The organism is Pontibacter liquoris (genome assembly GCF_022758235.1).
GTDB classification, from domain to species: Bacteria; Bacteroidota; Bacteroidia; order Cytophagales; family Hymenobacteraceae; genus Pontibacter; species Pontibacter liquoris.
Genome location: NZ_JALEBG010000001.1, coordinates 1,957,279 through 1,977,664 on the forward strand (window position 1 = coordinate 1,957,279; position 20,386 = coordinate 1,977,664).

General features: G+C 49.3%; 12 protein-coding genes and 1 tRNA gene. 8 read left to right on the forward strand and 5 right to left on the reverse strand.

What is annotated here, in order from left to right:
- Nucleotides 1-33 precede the first annotated feature (33 nt).
- Complete coding sequence (locus LWL52_RS08060; RefSeq protein WP_242918659.1) at nt 34-1,689, forward strand: alpha-amylase family protein; 1,656 nt, start codon at nt 34-36, stop codon at nt 1,687-1,689.
- Between the two features lie 71 nt (nt 1,690-1,760).
- Here the strand turns inward: LWL52_RS08060 and msrA are convergent, their stop codons facing one another.
- From msrA to LWL52_RS08075, 3 genes are all read right to left on the reverse strand, one after another.
- Nucleotides 1,761-2,300, reverse strand: a complete 540-nt coding sequence (gene msrA / locus LWL52_RS08065; protein ID WP_242918661.1) for a peptide-methionine (S)-S-oxide reductase MsrA — start codon at nt 2,298-2,300, stop codon at nt 1,761-1,763.
- A gap of 228 nt (nt 2,301-2,528) precedes the next feature.
- A complete protein-coding gene (locus LWL52_RS08070) occupies nt 2,529-4,655 on the reverse strand; it encodes a sensor histidine kinase (RefSeq protein ID WP_242918663.1) in 2,127 nt (708 codons plus the stop codon).
- 449 nt (nt 4,656-5,104) lie between these two features.
- Nucleotides 5,105-8,599, reverse strand: a complete 3,495-nt coding sequence (locus tag LWL52_RS08075; RefSeq protein WP_242918665.1) for an alpha-L-arabinofuranosidase family protein — start codon at nt 8,597-8,599, stop codon at nt 5,105-5,107.
- A 791-nt stretch (nt 8,600-9,390) separates the two neighbouring features.
- On the opposite strand from LWL52_RS08075, the gene glgP reads away from it, so the two are divergent.
- Complete coding sequence (gene glgP, locus LWL52_RS08080) at nt 9,391-11,043, forward strand: alpha-glucan family phosphorylase (RefSeq protein WP_242918667.1); 1,653 nt, start codon at nt 9,391-9,393, stop codon at nt 11,041-11,043.
- A 212-nt stretch (nt 11,044-11,255) separates the two neighbouring features.
- Here the strand turns inward: glgP and LWL52_RS08085 are convergent, their stop codons facing one another.
- The gene (locus LWL52_RS08085; RefSeq protein ID WP_242918669.1) at nt 11,256-12,536 is read right to left on the reverse strand and encodes a metal-dependent hydrolase family protein; all 1,281 of its coding nucleotides are present in this window, start codon (nt 12,534-12,536) and stop codon (nt 11,256-11,258) included.
- A 412-nt stretch (nt 12,537-12,948) separates the two neighbouring features.
- On the opposite strand from LWL52_RS08085, the gene nhaA reads away from it, so the two are divergent.
- Nucleotides 12,949-14,160 carry a Na+/H+ antiporter NhaA gene (gene nhaA, locus LWL52_RS08090; RefSeq protein WP_242918671.1) on the forward strand — a complete coding sequence of 404 codons (1,212 nt, stop codon included), beginning with the start codon at nt 12,949-12,951 and terminating at the stop codon, nt 14,158-14,160.
- 279 nt (nt 14,161-14,439) lie between these two features.
- Here nhaA and LWL52_RS08095 read toward each other — a convergent pair.
- Nucleotides 14,440-14,513 (reverse strand) — tRNA-Met (locus tag LWL52_RS08095).
- A gap of 132 nt (nt 14,514-14,645) precedes the next feature.
- Between LWL52_RS08095 and LWL52_RS08100 the strand changes: the two genes are divergently transcribed.
- From LWL52_RS08100 to LWL52_RS08120, 5 genes are all read left to right on the forward strand, one after another.
- On the forward strand, nt 14,646-15,050 hold the full coding sequence (locus LWL52_RS08100; protein ID WP_242918673.1) for an START-like domain-containing protein: 405 nt from the start codon (nt 14,646-14,648) through the stop codon (nt 15,048-15,050).
- A gap of 98 nt (nt 15,051-15,148) precedes the next feature.
- Nucleotides 15,149-16,567, forward strand: a complete 1,419-nt coding sequence (locus LWL52_RS08105; protein WP_242918675.1) for an LptF/LptG family permease — start codon at nt 15,149-15,151, stop codon at nt 16,565-16,567.
- A gap of 116 nt (nt 16,568-16,683) precedes the next feature.
- Complete coding sequence (rpsO, locus tag LWL52_RS08110) at nt 16,684-16,959, forward strand: 30S ribosomal protein S15 (RefSeq protein WP_242918677.1); 276 nt, start codon at nt 16,684-16,686, stop codon at nt 16,957-16,959.
- 128 nt (nt 16,960-17,087) lie between these two features.
- A complete protein-coding gene (gene pnp, locus LWL52_RS08115; RefSeq protein ID WP_242918679.1) occupies nt 17,088-19,220 on the forward strand; it encodes a polyribonucleotide nucleotidyltransferase in 2,133 nt (710 codons plus the stop codon).
- 187 nt (nt 19,221-19,407) lie between these two features.
- Nucleotides 19,408-20,271: a sigma-70 family RNA polymerase sigma factor gene (locus tag LWL52_RS08120; protein WP_137758339.1), complete on the forward strand. Its 864-nt coding sequence runs from the start codon at nt 19,408-19,410 to the stop codon at nt 20,269-20,271.
- The last annotated feature ends 115 nt before the right edge of the window (nt 20,272-20,386 follow it).

A 20,386-nucleotide genomic window follows, 5' to 3' on the forward strand; every position in this document is an offset into this window, starting at 1 on the left:
AGTATCAACTGCACCTTTTATACCTGTTTCCCTATGATTGAAGACCTTTGGTACAAGAATGCGATCATCTACAGCCTGGACCTGGAGACGTTTATGGATGTCAACAAAGATGGCGTGGGTGATTTTGAAGGACTCAAACGTCGCCTTGATTATTTGCAGGCGATGGGAGTAGATACGATCTGGCTGGCTCCCTTCCAACCTACACCCAACAAGGACAATGGCTACGATATCGAGGATTATTATGGCGTGGACCGGCGGCATGGCTCCAGCGGCGACTTTGTAGAATTCATGCACCAGGCTAACAGGCGGGGCCTGAAAGTGATCATCGACCTGGTGGTAAATCATACTTCCGACCAGCACCCCTGGTTTCAGCAAGCCCGCAGCGACAGGAATTCCAAATACCGCAGCTGGTATGTATGGTCAGAAGAGAAACCTTCGGACTGGAACCAGGGCATGGTTTTTCCTGGGGTGCAGGAAGCCACCTGGACCTACGACAAGAAAGCCGGGGCATATTATTTTCACCGCTTCTACGATTTCCAGCCGGACCTGAACATGGAAAATCCGGAGGTGCGGGCAGAGATCAACCGGATCATGGGGTATTGGCTGGAGCTTGGCGTAGCCGGTTTCCGCGTAGATGCGGTGCCCTTTTTAATCGAAACGGCGGCACCAGGCAAATCCAAACCCGTTCTCCGGTTCGAGTACCTGAAAGAAATGCGCCGTTTTCTGCAGTGGCGCCGCGGGAATGCTGTTTTGCTTGGCGAGGCAAATGTATTGCCGGAGGAAAACCAGAAGTACTTTGGCGAAGAAGGGGATGGCATCCACCTGATGTTTAATTTTTACGTGAACCAGCATGTGTTTTATACCCTGGCAACAGCCGATGTAGAACCGCTTTGCAAGGCACTGGAAGCCACACGCGACCTTTTTCCTACTGCGCAATGGGCCCAGTTTCTACGCAATCACGATGAACTGGACCTGGGCCGCTTGACCGAGGCACAACGGCAACAGGTCTTTGCCCGCTTTGGCCCGGATGAAAGTATGCAGCTCTACCAGCGGGGCATTCGGCGGCGGCTTTCCCCGATGCTGGGCAACCGGGCCCAAACCGAGCTGGCGTATAGCCTAATATTCTCGCTGCCAGGCACGCCGGTGCTCCGCTATGGCGACGAGATTGGGATGGGCGACGATCTGGGTTTGAAGGAGCGCGACGCTGTGCGAACGCCCATGCAATGGTCGCCTGACCCGCAGGCTGGCTTTTCGGAAGCAAAGAAACTGGTGCACCCGGTTATCAGCGAGGGGCCTTATGCTTACGAACATGTTAACGTCGAAACCCAGCGCCGCGAACCGCATTCCCTACTCAACTGGATTACCGCAATGATCCGCCTGCGCAAAGAATGCCCCGAGATTGGATGGGGGCAATGGCAGTTACTCCGGACAGACGCCAAGCATGTGCTTGGTATGTGTTATTCCTGGCAGGGAAACTCCCTGATAACCCTGCATAACTTTGAAGAAAAGCCGTGCGTGGTAACTCTGGAACTGGGACAGCAGGAGGGAGAGAAGTTAATAAACTTAATGGCTAACCAGGAGAGTGAGGCAGATAAAAAAGGGATCCATCAGATAACGATGGAGGCTTATGGCTATTGCTGGTACCGGGCCGGAGACCTGAGCCAGGTACTGCATCGGAAGATGCGTTAACAGGAAACCAGCTCAAGGAGAAGTATAAACCAGCAGGCGCTTTACCCATGTGCTGGTTTATACTTCTCTTTTTAGGCTGCGCTGCTTTTCAGTTTATGCTTGAAGACCTTTCGGAACTTGTCCAATTTCGGGCGAATCAGAAAGCTGCAGTAGGGCTGCTCCCCGTTGTTGCGGTAGTAATTCTGATGATAATCCTCGGCAGGGTAAAAGGGGCCAAGCGCTTCTATGGTTGTAACAATAGGTTGGTCAAATGCTCCGGATGCATCCAGCTTTTGTTTGTACTGTTCGGCCAGCTGCTTTTGCTCCTCGTTATGGTAGAAAATAGATGAGCGGTATTGCGTGCCGACATCATTACCCTGCCTGTTGAGCGTGGTGGGGTCGTGGGTCGCCCAGAACACCTCCAGCAGCTCTTCGTAACTGATCACCGCAGGATCATAGGTGATCTGGAGTACTTCAGCATGGCCGGTCGTGCCGGTGCATACCTGCTTATAAGTGGGGTTTTCTACCTGACCGCCGGTATAGCCGGAAACAACCTTTTCAACGCCGTTTAGTTCCTGAAAAACTGCTTCTGTGCACCAGAAGCAGCCATTCCCAAATGTTGCTATTTCCATAATATTTAAGCTTTGTGAACGCCGCCTTCCGTGTTCCATGCTCCGAATAACAGGTTACGCATCGTATGATAGCCTATACTGGCAGACACATTCAGCGCCTATTTTAATAAGGCTTTCAATAAAGGATCGTATACTTCGTCAGCGGCTTTATAAGTATACAAAGCAAAGGGCTGTAATGTTTAGCACATGACGAGTTGCTTGCCCTTGTACCTGCTAGATTGCTGTTTGCTAGTGTTTAAAATACACCCGAAAGGTAGCGCCTTTACTCACTTTGCTTTCAACCTCAATCCTGCCGCCGGCATTTTCCACAATCCTTTTTACAATGTATAAGCCAATTCCGGAGCCTTCCACATGGTCGTGCAGGCGCTTAAACATCGAAAATATCTTGCTTTCCCCCGCCTGATCGATTCCAAGCCCGTTATCGGCCACAGTCAGAACAAGGTTTTCCGGGGTCACTGCTGTAGAGATTTTGATCTGCGGTGTGCGGTCCGGCGCATAATACTTCAACGCATTGCTCAGCAGATTATACACGATGCTGCGCAGGTTCTTTGCCGAAAACTGCACAAGGGAGTCAGGGCTTATGTCCGTTTCTACCTGCGCCCCGATTGCGGCGATGGTCGGTGCAAAATCCAGGCATACTTCGCTTATAACGTCGGCCACATCCACAAGGGCGATATCTTCCCCGGCTTCCCTCTGAATCTTAGTTACCTGGGTCAGGTCCGTTACCACGCGTTTAAACCGTTCGATCGAGTTTTCAATGTGCATTAAAAAGAGCTGCACATCATTGGATGTAGAGGTATCGTCCGGAAGAAAATCCTGCAGGGCATGCACCAATCCTTCGATGTTGGAAATTGGCGCTTTCAGATCATGCGAGGCGGAGTATACAAAGTTGTCGAGGTCGGCATTAGTAGCCAGCAGCTCCCTGTTGATGACTTCTATTTTCTGGCGTGCCGCTACCTGCTCACTTATATCAATGGCCACGGCGATGATCCCGGTGATAAACCCCTGTGCATCGCGTAAAGGATGGTAAACAAAGTTAAGATACACCGTTTCCAGTACGCCGTTCCGTTCAAGCACCAGGGGCAGCTCATTGGCAACAAAGGGCACGCCTGTGCTCATCACGCCATCCAGCAAAGCGATGAAGCCCTGATCGGCCGCCTCGGGTATAAAATCCAGAATAGGCTTACCCAGCACATCCTGTTGGTTAACGCGCCAGATCTCGCAAACGCTTTGGTTGGCAATTTCTACTACGTATTCCCGGCCCCGGAGCATCGTAATACCCACAGGCGCCTGCTGGAAGATCTCGTTCAGGTATTGCTTTTGCCGGATAATATTTTGCCTGTTCTGCACACTGGCAATAGAGGTAGCAATCTGGCCGGCAACCAGGTTATGATAGCCTTCATACGCCTCGTTGTACTCCTGCCGGGCACTGATACCAGAAATAAAGAAACCGATCACATGGCCTTGATCGGGTCTTTTAACCGGAAGTATAACCGCTTGCCGGGGTATAACAGGCACACCATCATCGCAATCAAAATGACCCGCCAGATCCGAAAGATCGATCACCAGTCGTTTCTTTTCCTCCTGCACCTGCGCCAGCGGCCATGGGGCATCCTGTTCACGCAAGTTTACCACATCCGGTATGTAGGCGCCTTTGATGTTTCCAGAACGACCTACCAGGTGTGCTTCGGTACCAGTCTCATTGTTTAAGTATAACAGGCTAAAGGGCAGGTCATTTAAGTTCTCATGGAGGATATCGCAGCTTTTTTGACCCACCTGCTCCAACGACTGGGCCTGGTTTAACTCTTCCGACAAGTCATTTAAACTTTTCAGCCTGCGCTGCCCCAGTACCAGCGCCGTCGTTTCGTGGCAAGCACAGAATATCCCCGCTACTGCATCGTCATCATCAAAAATGGGACTATAGGAAAAGGTCCAGTAGGTTTCTTCCAGATAGCCTTTCCTGTCCAGCAGAATCAGCAGGTTCTCGGCATAAAATTTATTGCCGTGCTGCAGAATATCGGCTACTATCCCTTCAATCTGGTCCCAAATTTCGGCCCACATTTCCGGGGCCACGCTCCCTAAAGCCTGCGGGTGTTTTTTACCTAGAGCCGGTATGTAGGCATCGTTGTTAAACATGTATAGCTCCTTCGTCCACCAGATGAACATCGGGAAGCCGGAGTTTAACATCAATCGGATATTTGCTTTTAAATTCTCGGGCCAGTAAACCGGGTTGCCCAGCGGGTGGGCATCCCAATCGTAAGCACTCATCAGGTCGCCCATCTCGCCACCGCGGCGGAATAGTTGCAATGTGTCGGTAAGCGGAGGGGTGGTATCAGGGGGAATTAATAATGGCATTGGTATGAAGGGTATGAAAGCAGAACCGGATGTACGCCTGCCATTAATTCAAAATTAAGAAATAAAAACCATATTCAGCTATCCTGCACAGGCTATATTTGCCTTAAATTTCATTGATTTGAATCCGTGCAGTTTAACTGAAAAGGCATTGTTTTTTCGGTAGTTATTTCGCCTACGATTTTCTGCTCCCTAATGTTCAGCCGGTTTTGACCATACCTTCGGGCAAGCACCTGTTATAAATAGCTATCATGCTGCTGGCGAACGGATTAATCTGCTAATCTTCCTTTCTTTATTTGCTCAAATTTTAAGTATGGAATTTTAGATGCCATAAAAAGCACTTTTTCTATACTTATACTTGTAAGTGGGTGCCGCCAGAACGCAAGTCGCCCCTGCAAAGGGATGCGGGTCACATCCGTTTGTAGGGGCGAATAGGTTTACTAGAAGAATGGCTACTTGACTACAAGCAGTTTTGCATGATCCTGGCCCGAAGCTCCCCGGGCGCTTACCAGGTAAACACCATGTTTTAGCGGCATTGTTATGGCCAGATAAGTAGAGAGGATGCCTGCACTCGTGGTTTGCAGCGTTTGTGAAAACACCTGCCTTCCGGTTATCACCTCAACAATCGCAACGCTGACCTTTTCCTTCGGCCCGAAATTCTGCAGCGATATTGCTATCCTGTTGCCGGTGTTAGGGTTCGGGTATACGCTAAGTCGGGGATCAGCTTTCTCCGGTGTCGCATTTAGCCTGGTAGCATTAGATACTGCCTGGATTGAATCGGAAGCGGCAAGAGAAAGGGCGATGGTCAGGTAGTTGTTCTGAGCCCCTTTTGCGGGGCTGGCAACATTGCCTCCCAAGGTTACCTTGCCGGCTGAAAAGATCCTGCTGTACAGGTTCAGGGCACTGATCTGGGAATCTTCCACGCCTAAAACTTCGGTTTCAATCTGCCAACCTGAGAGCCAGGAAGGAAGCGCTGTTGCGCGCGGATCATAGGCCACATATACTTTTGCCTGCTCCGACAAGTCGAAAGAAAGCAATTCTGCGCTGGTGTTCCACTTGTCGGCGTTGGGCGGCTGAATAAAAGTAGCGCTTTGCAGGATTGTTGGAACAGTGGTGATCTTATATGTACGGTCGGTATAAAGCAGCTCGCCTGCTGTTAACTCTTTTACCGCATAGGTGTTAGCTGTGCTTGCTGCAATATTGGATATCAACCCAGTTTCTGGTAGGGGCTGCACTGTTTCAGTAGCCAAAACAAAATAGTTGTTTTCCGCGCCTTTGGCCGGGCTGGCCAGATTGCCGCCTAACGTAACGGTACCTGCTGCGAAGCTTTTGCTAAACAGTTTCATGGTGCTGATCTTGGAATCTTCCACGCCTATACTTGCGCCGCTAGGGCTCCAGCCACTGAGCCAGGCAGGCAGCGCCGTGCCACGCGGGTCATACGCCACATAAAGAGTGGCAGGCCGGGTGAGCTCAAAAGTGAGCAAGGCCGACGACGTATTCCGTTTGTCATCATTGGCCGTCTGGATCAGCAGGGCACCCGCCAGTACTTCGGGCACCGAGGTGATTTTGTACGTTCGATCTGTATACATGGGGGTACCTTCCTGCAGATCTGTTAAAACATACTTTCTGCCTGAACTGGCAGCGATATTGGTGATAAGGGCTTGGGCGGCCGGCGCTTCTTTTGCCAGCACAAAGTAGTTGTTTTCTGCGCCTTTTGCCGGGCTGGCCATGTTGCCGCCCAACGTTACGCTGCCCGCTGCAAAGTTTTTGCGGTAAAGCGTCATGGTGCTGATCTTTGAATCATCAACGCCTACTGCGTCAGAAATTTTCTCCCATCCGGTTAGCCAGGCAGGCAGTGCCGTCGCGCGCGGATCGTAGGCCACATACACGATGGCAGGTTTTATTAATTCAAACGAGAGCAGGGCGGCACTTGTATTTCGCTTGTCGTCATTGGCCGTCTGCACTAGGGTTGCCCCTTCAAGTATGGTCGGTACGGAAGTAATCGTATATATGCGATCGGTATACATCTGCACGCCTGCCTGCAACGTCGTCAATGAATAGCGCTTACCGGAATTGGCCGACACATTGGTGATCAGTGTTTCGGTTTCATCCTTTGGCACTTCATTTATAACAGTGAAATTAACGGTCAGCGGGGTGCCTGCAGTTCCTGTTCCTTTAGAGGCAGTATAAGGTGTGGCTGTCAGGGTATAGCTGCCCAAAGCAGGTGCCCAGGCATAATAATCTCCTTTGCTATTGTCGCCATAAAGGGCATAGGGCTGGGCACTTTCCGTCGCGATCTTTGTTTGCGTCCCTGATAGCTGAAAGGCTACGCTGCCCACAGTAGTCGGATCGGTATTGGCGCGGATGTTGAAGTTGCCCGTTGGCAAAGTCGCCAGGTTCAGCGTTGCGCCCTCTGTAAGCGTTTGCAGATCCTGATCATTATCAGCATTTACAAGGGTCAGGCTGGCTACTTTTTGTATAGTATCTTCTGTTTTTGTAAAACGGAGCACGGTAATGGAGGCCGCCGGAGCTTCAAAATCATACTGCGCAGGCTGGCCTGTAAGCGGCTCTCCCGCCGTAAGGGTAGGGTCCGTATCATCAATGGAGGTGCCCTGATACGTATATACCTGCGCAGTGCCTGTGCTGGTGAAATTCTGCAACGCCAGCGTTACCGGATGTGGCTGGGTGTCTTTGTTGAGCAGGAAAACGGTGAGCTCCGTATCGCTTTTGGAAGCATAGGACAGGATATTTGTCGTGCTGTTGACAGCTACCAACTCCTGAAGCAGATTCTTGCCCCAGAGAGAGAGCATTTTGCCATTGGCCTGCAGGCTGCCTGTGCTGCTGAGCGCATCAAACACATTGTTGGGAATCTCCTTGTTATCTACGTAGCGCGTGTTCCAGAAAAAGGCCAAGTCCAGCTGCGGCATTTTCAGCAACTGGCCCAGCATATCAAAAGCCACCAGCGCATGGCCCACATCGTTGCGGTTTAGCCAGCCATTCTCTCCCCAGTCAATGGTGTTGTACTCGGTGGCAATCACTTTGATGCGCGCCCGATCCGTGGCATTGGCTACATACTTGGTGATGGCATTAGAGGCCGTGCTCACGGTTTTGGTAAATACAGGCGACGTGGTGCGGAAGTTTTCATAACCGGTCGACCAACTGTCGATCGGGTAGACGCTCACGCCCAGGTAATCAATGAGCGAGGCAGCCTCGGTATTGCTCAGAATGGTTTTCCACCAGCTGTCGGTAGAGCCGTTAACGATAAGCTTGATAGTAGGGTCTTCCTCTTTCATCGCTCTGGCGAAAAGCAGCAGGTCGGTCAGGTAATCCGGCGCGGTCACTGCCCCGTTGTAGGCAGCACTGTGAAAGGATTCATTCCCGATCATCCAGTATTTAATATTATAGTTGTGCGTCACGTTGGCATAGCGCACCCATTGGCGGGCAGCCATGATCAGCGAGTCGCGCGGGGGCACGCCGCCGCAGGAGCCACCAGTGTTGCGGTGCCCGTCGCCATTCACCACGATCAGCGGCTCTGTGCCGGTGGCCTGTACCATCAGCATAAATTCGTCGAAGTCCAGGGTCGTAGGGCGCAGGCTTTTATCATCATCAAACACAAAGCGGGGATCTTCGTTGGGCCAATGGCAGCTGTCGGAGAGCGCCAGGGTAGGGTTAGCCGAGGTATAGGGGTACTGGCTCCAGAGGTAATTGTCGGATTTCTCTCCGCCTGGAAAGCGCAAAAAACTTACGCCCAGTTGCTGCAGCGCTGTAGTGGTGGGAGTGGCCGGCTGCAGGTAAGAATCATCGTCCATGAGGTAGTCTACATTGATGCCTACCGGGTGCTGAGAGACATCTTTGATCACCGTGCCGGCTTCTACCGTGATGCGCTCCTGGCCAAAGGCCAGTTGCGAGAACAGGATAAGAAAACTTACTATGTAACGTTTTTGCATGAATGAGAATATAAATGATACAATTAATTTAGTGTACTCACAATATTTTAATTGAAAAACACCAAAACGAAATATTAAAATATAGGGTTACAATATTTATTGTTTAAATAATATTGACTTGGCTTATGCTTATTAAATAATATAACATTATTGATTGATATGCCCTAATTAAAACAGTTAGGTGCGTTAGATGTGTAAAATATTGTGCCTGTAGAAGAATCTAAAAAGTAAATATAATGGTATACAATCTTTTTGCGCTGCATAGTTCAAGTGCCAGTTGCTATTTTTATGTAAAAAGAAGTGCAAATTAATTGGTATAAGCAGTGCAATTTTTCAGCACCATGTGCTGGCTGGTTATTAAATCGAAATGTAACGAACCCTGCATAGCTGGAAAGACGGTGAGCAAAAAGGGCGATGCTGAAATAATATCATTTGGGGGATCATTTCCGTTAATGCTATCCGGTACATTTCTTTGCGCCGCTGGCAGTAGCTTTGGAAGAAAAAGGATCAGCTCAGAGGAATTAAAGTATGGTGTAAAGGATACTAGCACAGCCTTTTGCACCATGACGGTACATGAAGCAGCAAAAGTAAACGACAGGGCTCTGTGGGATAACCCGAAAGTTTAAGTATACTTATGGTTTCATGCGCCTGCAGGGTGCATACATATTAATTAAATGATATTGCCCTTTAGGACCTTAACAGAATTTATGCGAAAGGGCAGCGGAAATAAAAATCAGAAAACAAGAACCGGCCCGTTAGCAGCCGGTCCTAAACAGAAATAAGAAGAGAATATGACACAGTACGACAGGTGGTCACATCCCCACGACATTGATGAGCGGTACAGTAAACGCGTAGCATACTTCAGCATGGAGTTTGCCATTCACCAGGCTTTAAAAACGTATTCCGGGGGCCTTGGCTTCCTGGCCGGTTCCCATATGCGAAGCGCCTTTGACCTGCGCCAAAACATGATCGGCATCGGCATACTTTGGGAGTATGGTTACTATGACCAGGAGCGGAAAGAAGACCAAACCATGCGGGTGCAGTTCATCCAGAAACTTTATACGTACCTGGAAGACAGCGGCATTACGGTAACCGTGCAGGTAAATAACCACCCGGTGCTGGTAAAAGCGATGGTGCTGAAGCCTGAAACGTTTGGCACCGTGCCAATGTATTTCCTGACCACCGATGTGCCGGGTAATGATCACCTAGCCCGCACCATCACACACATGCTCTACGACCCGGAAGCCTCCACCCGTATCGCCCAGGGGATTGTGCTGGGGATAGGCGGCGCCAAAGTAGTAGAAGCTCTAGGCGGCGCCGAAATTTACCACATGAACGAGGGGCACGCGCTTCCGCTCACCTTTCATTTGTATGATAAATACCGTGACCTGGAAGAAGTGCGCAAGCATGTGGTCTTTACTACCCATACACCTGAGAAAGCAGGCAACGAGGAGCACGACATCCACTTTTTGGACCGTATGGGTTTCTTTAACAGTGTGCCCCTGGCCGAAGCCCGCAACATAACGGGTATGCACGGGCAGATGTTCAATCATACTTTGGCAGCGCTGCGCTTAAGTAAAGTAGCGAATGGCGTGTCGCAGTTACATGGCGAGGTGGCTCAGCAAATGTGGTATGAGAATGAGGGCGTGTGCGAGATCAAAGCCATCACGAATGCGCAGAATGTTCCTTTCTGGATGGATGCTACGCTGAAGCAGGCGCTCGACGACGATGATGACGCTGCGCTGGTGCGCCAAAAGGCAGCCATGAAACAGCAGTTGTTCGAAGTAGTAGCCAACCAGACCGGCAAGCTCTTCCAGCCTGATGTGCTCACCATTGTATGGGCGCGCCGCTTTGCCGCATATAAGCGGGCCGACCTGCTCCTGCGCGACCTGGAGCGCTTTTATGAACTCATTGAACGCGCCGAACAACCCGTACAGGTTATCTGGGCCGGCAAGCCATACCCGTTCGATGCAGGCGCCGTGAATACGTTTGACATGCTCGTAAAGCTATCGTACGGGCGTAAGAACTTTGCCGTGTTAACTGGGTATGAACTGGAACTCTCCCGCAAATTAAAGCAGGGAGCCGATATCTGGCTCAATACGCCCCGGCGCCCACGTGAGGCATCAGGTACCAGCGGTATGACGGCTTCCATGAACGGGGCTATTAACTTCTCGGTGCAGGATGGCTGGATACCCGAATATGCCCGCCATGGCGAGAACAGCTTTATCATTCCGGTGGCCGATACAAGCCTTCCGGTAGAAATGCAGGATGAGGCGGATTATACCAGTATGATGCAGATTCTCGAGTCTGAGATCATACCGGCTTATTACCTGGACAGGGAAAAATGGCTCAAGATCATGAAGCAAAGTATGCGCGATATCACTCCTACCTTTACGGCAGAGCGCATGGCCCGCGAATACTATGACATTATGTATAACTACTGATTGAGTTCCGAATTCTGAGTTCTGAGTCGCGAGTTATTTCATAATCTCCTTAAACAACAAGAGTCAGGCAATTAAATCTTGCCTGACTCTTGTTGTTTGATATCAAAGGATTTTATACTTGCTGGAGCGCTTATGCCGACGGAACATGAATAGCCTTAGGTATTAGGCCCATATTTCAGATCTGTTAACTTTTAACTCTTAACTCATAACTCCTAAGGCTGCTTATATACAATGCCGTCTTTCATGACCAGCTGTACCTGCCGCACCTGCGCAATGCTAGTGGCTGGGTTGCCGCTTACGGCCACCAGGTCGGCCAGCAGGCCAGGTTTAATGCTGCCTACTTTGTCGCTGATCCCAAATACCTTTGCGTTTACGGCTGTTGCCGCATGCAGCACTTCCAGGGGTTTCATCCCATAATCTACCATCAGCTCCATTTCGCGGGCATTATCTCCGTGAGTATACACGCCCACATCGCCGCCCATACAAATGGTTACGCCGGCTTTCAGGGCCTGGGCAAAGCTCTGCCGTTTTTCCTGCAGGCGATCAGGTTCTGGCTGCTTGCCTTTTTGCCAGCCGCCATACTGCGCAATAGCATCTCCGGCTGCCAGGGTGGGGCAGAAGGCCACGCCCTGCTTCTTCATCAGCCGGAAGATCTCGGGCGTTGCGGCATCACCATGCTCAATGGTGGCAACACCAGCCATGATTGCCCGCCGCATCCCCTCAGCCGTAGAGGCATGCGCTACTACTGGCCGGCCGCTGCTATTTGCTGTTTCAACCATTGTTTTAAGCTCCGCCTCGGTAAAGGTAGGCCGCGCCTCGCCGTTAGCTCCCCAACGGTAATCGGCGTATACTTTGATAATGTCTGCTCCCTTGCCGATCTGGGTACGCACTTCTTTTATCAGCGCATCCACGCCATCTGCCTCGGCAGCACCCAGTACGGGGCCTTCCAGGTCGGCACTAAGCACTTTCGGGCCGTAGCTGCCCGTCGCAACGATGGCTTTGGTAGCTACCAGCATACGGGGGCCCGGCACCACGCCTTTCGTAATTGCTTGTTTTAAACCCAGATCATCATAGTTAGCGCCTTCCGTGCCCAGGTCACGCACGGTGGTAAAGCCCGCCAGCAGCGTGTTGCGCGCATGTACGGTAGCCCGGGCCGTGCGTTCCGCCCTGGATTCTTTCAGCACCTGGTCATTCCAACTTGTTTCGTTGTAAGGATGCAGAAAAAGATGGCTGTGACCTTCAATGAGGCCCGGCAGCAGGGTTGTGCCTTTCAGGTCGATCAGCGTTGCACCGGCAGGCGCCTGCACCTGGGGGCCAACAGCTTCGATGCGGTTTCCGTGCACCAGCACCTGCCAGCCCTCGTGCAGTTGCTCGCCATCAAACACGCGGTCGGGTTTTAATAAATAATAAGATGGGGAGGCATTGGTCTGCGCCAGCACACCTTTAAAAGGCAGCAGAGCCAGCAGCAAAAGAAAAAGTAGTTTTCGTGCCATAAGCAAGCAGGGGTTTGATGTTGAAGTATAGGAGGTTGCCGTTTCCGCATATAGGGCAGCAACGGTAAATATACCAGCGCTTAGGTATAATGCGTTGCAAGTAAAGAAAAAAGCATTGATTGGAACGTATGTGCTACAGAAGCAACATTGGTCAGGTTGTTTAAAGGGATTGATTATACTTGCCTGAAATAATAAACTCTCTTTTACAAACAGGAATAGCTGTTACGAGCCTGGTCGGAAAAACTGCTTACATTATTTTATTTTTCGCTTTAACAGCATATGCTGTTAAAGCGTGCCCTAATGCCTAATGTATAGAATGCTGGCACCAAAGCATGTTACTTCGTACATTAAAAAAAGATGCTTACAGGTTAATGAGCATTTACATTTCCCAAATTATTAAAAACTGTTAAGTATGCTGTCAAAATTAAATGTTGCTTCCTTTAAAAATTTTTTAAAATCGGGCTCTGTTGGCGGCTTTATCTTAATAAGCTGTGTTGTAATTTCTTTGATACTGGCAAATTCTCCTCTTGGGCCGGCTTTTACGCAGGTGCTTGCTCATGAAATAGGGTATGAATCCGATTTGCTGCAATTACGCTACCCTGTTCTGTTGTGGATCAATGACGGGCTGATGGCTGTGTTTTTTCTGTTAGTAGGCCTGGAAATTAAACGAGAGCTTGTAGAAGGGGAGTTGTCTTCTTTTAAACAGGCTGCTTTGCCTGTGTTTGCTGCTATCGGCGGAATCATTGTTCCCGCTGCTATTTATGCTCTCATTAATAAAGACACAGCTACAGCAAGCGGCTGGGGCATACCTATGGCTACCGATATAGCCTTTGCCATAGCCATTATTTCGCTTTTGGGCAATCGGGTGCCACTCTCGTTGAAAGTCTTTTTAACTGCCCTGGCTATCGTAGATGATCTGGGCGCTATTCTGATCATTGCGCTCTTTTATTCAACTGAAATGCACCTGAATTACCTATTGTATGCAATTGGTATATTTGGCCTGCAGCTTGTCTTTAATCGCATTGGCATTAAAAATATCTGGTTCTACCTGCTGCCTGGCGTGGTGATGTGGTACTTCATTCATCATTCAGGCATACATGCCACCATTGCGGGCGTGCTTACCGCTCTGACTTTACCTACCACCCCCGACGAAACAGAGTCTCCTCTCGAGAAATTAGAGCATGCATTAACCAAGCCCGTAAATTTTCTCATCATGCCCATTTTTGCACTCGCCAACACCAATATACGATTTGAGGCAGCCATGCTCGATGGTCTGACCAGCAGCTTAGGCCTGGGAATAATTTTAGGCTTGTTGGTGGGCAAACCGGTCGGCATTTTCTGCTTTTCCTGGCTTTCGGTCAAGCTCGGCATCAGCTCCCTTCCTTCAGACGTCACATGGTTGCAGGTACTGGGATTAGGGTTAGTGGCTGGTATAGGCTTTACGATGTCTATTTTTATTGCCTTGCTTTCTTTTAATGATCCTGTCTTTCAAACCCAAGCCAAATTTGCCATTCTGATTGCCTCCCTTATCGCCGCAACGTTAGGGTTTCTGTTCTTAAAAAAGCTAAGTGCTATAAACAAACAACCAGAGATAAAGGGAACTGCATCGAAAATTGTTAGCTAATCATAGCTTTCATTTTTAAATATCAGTGCCAATGAGTCATAGGAGTATAGTATAGTAAGCGTAGCCATCATACATCAGCATGATTTATGTGCTGTCTGTAGAGCAAAGTGGCCGGCAATAGTCTCTCTGTATCGCTTAAGAAGTGGGTAGAAGTAAATTTGTGTTGGATGTGGAAGCGTACGAACCAGATAGGCATGTTTGTAACAATCCGAAAGAAGTAGGCCTAAAGCAGAAAACGCTTGCAAGTTTTCACTTACAAGCGTTTATCATACTTAATTGTAGCGGGGAGCAGAATCGAACTGCCGACCTCAGGGTTATGAATCCTGCGCTCTAACCATCTGAGCTACCCCGCCGAATCGGGTGCAAATATAGCGGAATGTTTTTTAAACAAGCAAGCTTCTGTCTAAAAAAAAATATTTTACTTTTGATATATTTATGGAATCGAAAATAAATACTATACTTACTCAGACTCTTACAATATCTATATGACGAAGGCTACCAGAATAAAGTTTGTGCGGGAGTATCCGATCAATGCATCCGCCAAGCTCCTTTACCCTTACCTGAGCACAGCGAGTGGCCTGGCGCAGTGGTTCAGCGATGAAGTAAAGATTGATCATGATAAAATTTTCAACTTTGTGTGGGACGGGCGCAATCACTACGCCGAGATGACGGGCTTGCGCACCAACCGCTCGGTACGCTTCAATTTTCTGAGTGAAGACAAAAAGCCGCTTGTCGATGCGCCATACATTGATTTCTCCATCGAATCGAGCGAGCTGACACAGGAACAGTTTCTTAAAGTAGTGGACTACTCAAACGAGGATGATATGGAAGAACTGGAAGAGTTATGGGATAATCTGATGCAAAACCTGCGCGAAACAGTAGGAGGGTAGCTTGCAATCTGCCCGGTCTGTTTATATTTGCACGATTTTTGGCTGCTGATTGTTCTGTTTACCAGGCTGCCAGAACCTATTTTGCCGCACAGGCCCTCATGAAGAAATTAGATAAGCTTATATTAAGGTCGTTTATCGGCCCTTTCATACTTACGTTTGCGGTGGTAGAGTTTATTCTACTCACGCAATACATGCTCAAATACCTCGACGAGCTGGTGGGGAAAGACCTGGGCGCGGAGGTTTTCGGAGAACTGCTCTTCTACTTCAGCCTTAACATGGCGCCTGTGGCAATGCCGCTGGCGGTCCTGCTTTCGTCACTGATGACCTTTGGTACCCTGGGTGAACACCATGAACTGACAGCCATCAAAACCTCGGGCATTGCCTTGCCGCGCATCCTGCGCCCGGTTTTCTTTTTGGTTGTTGGTCTTTCTGTCGGTGCCTTTTTCTTCAACAACACCATTGTACCTAAAGCTAACCTGAAAGCCTACAGCCTCCTCTGGGATATCCGGCAGAAAAAGCCTACCATGAACTTTAAGGAAGGCGCCTTTTATAACGGACTTCCCGGCTATAGCATCAAGATCAATAAAAAGCTGGCCGATGGCAAATCGCTGCAGGATGTGATGATCTACGATCACTCGCAGGGAGGGTCCAACACCAAGGTCATACTGGCTGACTCAGGCCGCATGTATACCAAGTATAACGACACCTACTTGATCCTGGAGTTGTTTGATGGCAACATGTATGTGGACCAGGGCAACGCCGGCAATATCCGCAACAACAACGGCGATCAGTTCACGCGCCAGAAGTTTGATGAGAGCAAGATCGTGCTGAGCCTGGCCTCCTTTAACCTCGATCGCACCCGTGAAGAGTTGTTCTCGGACAACAAGATGATGAAGGATATCAGCCAACTCACCCAGGTAACCGATTCGTTGCGGCGCTACAGCAACAAAGAGCAAAAGCTGTATGCCCCTAACGTAGATCCTTTTTACATGTACTTCAAAGCCGACACCGGGCAGGTAAAGAATGGGCTGCGGCTGACGGGCAAGAAGGTGGAAAAAAAACTAAGAGAGCCGAAAGCTGATGTAATAACCATTGCCATTAACAAGGCCCGGAATGTAAAGAGCTTTACGGCCAGCTACCTGGAGCGCATCAATACCACCATACGCGATGCCAACAACTATGAGATCGAGATCTGGCGCAAGTATACTCAGTCGGCTGCCATTCTGATCATGTTCCTGATCGGTGCGCCGCTCGGTGCGATCATTAAAAAAGGCGGGCTTGGTGTGCCGGTGCTCATCTCCATCATCTTTTTTATTCTGATGTACGTTATGGCTATACTTGGAGAAAAGTGGGCGCGCGAAGGGTTAGTTTCGGTAGGAGCCGGTATGTGGGGCGCCAACCTCATCCTGCTGCCAATCGGGTTATTCTTCCTCTACCAGGCCCGCAATGACTCCAGTTTGCTGGAAATAGATTTCTGGCGAAAACTCATGACGCGCCTGCGCCGCAATAAGATTTAATATGCAGGAAAAAAGATGTATGGGATTATTGTTTTAAAGTTTAATTAAATTCTATATCTTTGCGGCTTATACAGCATCTTTTGCCAAGAAAAACAGATTGATATTTTTTATACGCAATGAAATTAACTACTGAAGCGAAACAAGAAATTTTTGAAAAGCACGGTGTGGCTAAGACTAAAACAGATACTGGTTCTGCCGAGTCACAGATCGCCCTTTTCACTACGCGCATCTCTGACCTGACAGAGCACCTGAAGATCCACAAGAAAGACTTCAGCACTCGTTTAGGCCTTTTGAAGCTGGTTGGTAAAAGAAGAAGATTACTCAACTACCTGCAGAAAACAGAGATTGAACGATACAGAGCTATTATTGCCGAGCTTGGTATCAGAAAATAAGCTATTCTAGGGTCAAGGGAATTCTTACAAGGGATTCCCTTATCTTTTTTATGCCTTCCTTTCTTTTTGCAAGTACCCGACAGCAACTACAATGGGTAGTTCTGTTTTTGATGATAAACTAATTGACGATGTCCCAAAACGCGATAACAAAAACCATATTGCTTCCGGATGGCCGGGAGATCACCATTGAAACAGGCAAACTTGCCAAGCAGGCTGACGGCTCCGTAGTCGTGAAGATGGGTAACACCATGCTGCTGGCTGCTATCGTTTCAAACAAAGATGCCCGTGAAGGTGTAGATTTTCTGCCCCTTTCTGTAGACTACCAGGAGAAATTCGCTTCTTCCGGTAAGATACCTGGCGGATTCCTGCGAAGAGAAGCAAGACTTTCTGACTATGAAGTATTAGTATCCCGCCTGGTTGACCGTGTGCTGCGCCCGCTGTTCCCGGAAGATTACCATGCTGAAACACAAATGACCATCAACCTGATCTCGGCTGATACCGACATCATGCCGGATGCCCTGGCTGCGCTGGCTGCTTCTGCTGCCATTGCGGTTTCCGATATTCCTTTCAATGGCCCAATCTCTGAGGTGCGTGTAGCCCGCATAGATGGCCAGCTGATAATCAACCCAAGCGTTTCTGACCTGCAGCGTGCCGACATCGAACTGATGGTAGGTGCTTCTCTGGATAGCGTGGTAATGGTGGAAGGTGAGATGAACGAAGTTTCCGAAGCTGAAATGCTGGAAGCGATCGAGTATGCACACCAAGCTATTAAAGTGCAGTGCCAGGCGCAGCTTGAGCTGGCTGAAATGGTGGGTAAAGGACCGAAGCGCACGTACTCTCACGAAACACATGATGAGGAGCTTCGCCAGAAAATCTATGACGCAACCTATGCCAAAGCCTACGAAGTAGCTAAACGCGGTAGCGCTAATAAATCTGAGCGTAAAGAAGGCTTTGCTGCCGTGCTGAAGGAGTTTGTAGACGCCCTGCCGGAAGATCATACCTATGACGCTACACTCATCAAGACATACTACCACGACGTAGAGAAGGAGGCTGTACGCAACATGATCCTCAACGACCGCGTTCGTTTGGATGGCCGTCAACTTGATCAGATCCGTCCTATCTGGTCAGAAGTCAACTACCTTCCTGCTACACACGGTTCTGCCGTATTTACCCGTGGCGAAACGCAATCGCTGACTACCGTGACCCTGGGCACCAAGCTGGACGAGCAAATGATCGACAGCGCGATGGTATCCGGCACGAACAAATTCCTGCTGCACTATAACTTCCCGGCCTTTTCTACCGGTGAGGTGAAGCCGAACAGAGGCCCGGGCCGTCGTGAGATCGGTCATGGTAACCTCGCGCTGCGTGCCCTGAAGAAGGTGTTGCCTTCTGATGCCGAGAACCCCTACACGATCCGTATTGTTTCCGATATCCTAGAGTCGAACGGTTCTTCTTCCATGGCCACGGTTTGTGCCGGTAGCCTTGCCCTGATGGATGCCGGCGTGCCGGTGAAAAATGCCGTTTCCGGTATTGCCATGGGTCTGATCACCGATGAGAAAACAGGCAAATTTGCCGTACTTTCCGACATCCTCGGCGACGAAGACCATTTGGGTGACATGGACTTTAAAGTGACGGGTACCAAAAATGGTATCACTGCTTGCCAGATGGACATCAAGGTAAAAGGCTTGTCTTACGACGTGCTGAGCCAGGCTTTGGCCCAGGCCCGCGAAGGCCGCGCTCATATCCTTAACGAGATGAACAAAACCCTCTCGGCTCCTAACGCGGATTACAAACCACATACCCCACGTTCGTTCAACATCGTGATCGATAAAGAATTTATCGGTGCCGTAATCGGACCAGGTGGTAAGGTGATCCAGCAGATCCAGAAAGACACGGGCGCCACGATCATCATCGAAGAGAAGAACGAGAAAGGTCACGTGAACATTTTTGCCAGCAACCAGGATGCCATGAACAGCGCTGTTTCCAAGATCAGAGGCATTGTGGCCCAGCCGGAAATTGGCGAAGAGTACATCGGCAAGGTGAAGTCAATCCAGCCTTACGGTGCTTTTGTAGAGTTCATGCCTGGTAAAGACGGCTTGCTGCACATTTCAGAGATCCGCCATGAGCGCCTCGAAACAATGGACGGCGTTCTTGAGATCGGCGAAGATGTGAAAGTGAAACTGATCGACGTTGACAAGAAAACCGGTAAGTTCAAACTTTCCCGCAAAGTACTCCTGCCAAAGCCTGAGGCCAAGCAGTAATTCTAATGTATTATTTCCTGGCGCCATTTCTGCGGATGAAGTGGCGTCAGGAATTTTTTTCTTATAGCTGTGCCGTTCTTCCCCCATACTTTATTTGGAAGTTATAAGAACTTTGCACAGTTTTCTTATGTTACCACTCCGAGCCGCTATAAAAGATTTTTACTTTTTTGATTAACATTATACTCTGATGAGACAACTCAAGATAAGCAAACAGATTACCAACCGCGAAAGCCAATCGCTTGACAAATATTTACAGGAGATTGGCAAAGTCGATTTGCTTACACCCGATGAAGAGGTATCATTAGCTCAGAGGATAAGGGAAGGAGATCAGTTTGCACTTGAGAAGTTAACCAAAGCCAACCTGCGTTTCGTGGTGTCTGTGGCAAAACAGTACCAGAACCAGGGTTTGTCGTTAGGTGACCTGATAAATGAAGGAAACCTGGGTTTGATCAAAGCCGCTAAGCGTTTTGATGAAACTAGGGGCTTTAAATTTATCTCTTATGCTGTTTGGTGGATTCGTCAGTCTATTCTGCAGGCTTTGGCAGAGCAGTCGCGTATTGTGCGCCTGCCCCTTAATCGTGTGGGATCGCTGAACAAGATATCCAAATCCTTTTCTGAGCTGGAACAGAAATTCGAGCGTGAGCCTTCGCCCGAAGAAATTGCGGAAGTGCTGGAATTAACCACTGCTGAAGTGGTAGACACCCTGAAGATCTCAGGTCGCCATGTATCGGTGGATGCGCCTTTTGTGCAGGGCGAAGAAAACCGCCTGCTGGACGTGCTGGAAAACGAAGACGAAGAGTCGCCGGACACCGGCCTGATGAACGATTCACTCCGTAAGGAAGTGCAGCGTGCGCTCTCTACCTTAACCAAGCGCGAAGCAGACGTTATCACGTTATACTTCGGCCTGAACGGCGAACACTCTCTGACCCTGGAAGAGATCGGCGAAAAGTTTAACCTGACCCGCGAGCGTGTGCGTCAGATCAAAGAAAAAGCAATTCGCAGACTTCGTCATACTTCCCGTAGCAAGGCCCTGAAGCCTTACCTGGGATAATCTGTACGAAAATGAAAGTATAAAACCCTGGCTTTTGCAGCCGGGGTTTTTGTTTTTACGACATTAGCAAAAGGCAATATTCAGGCACAGATTCGGCTTAGGCCTAGAAATTTTG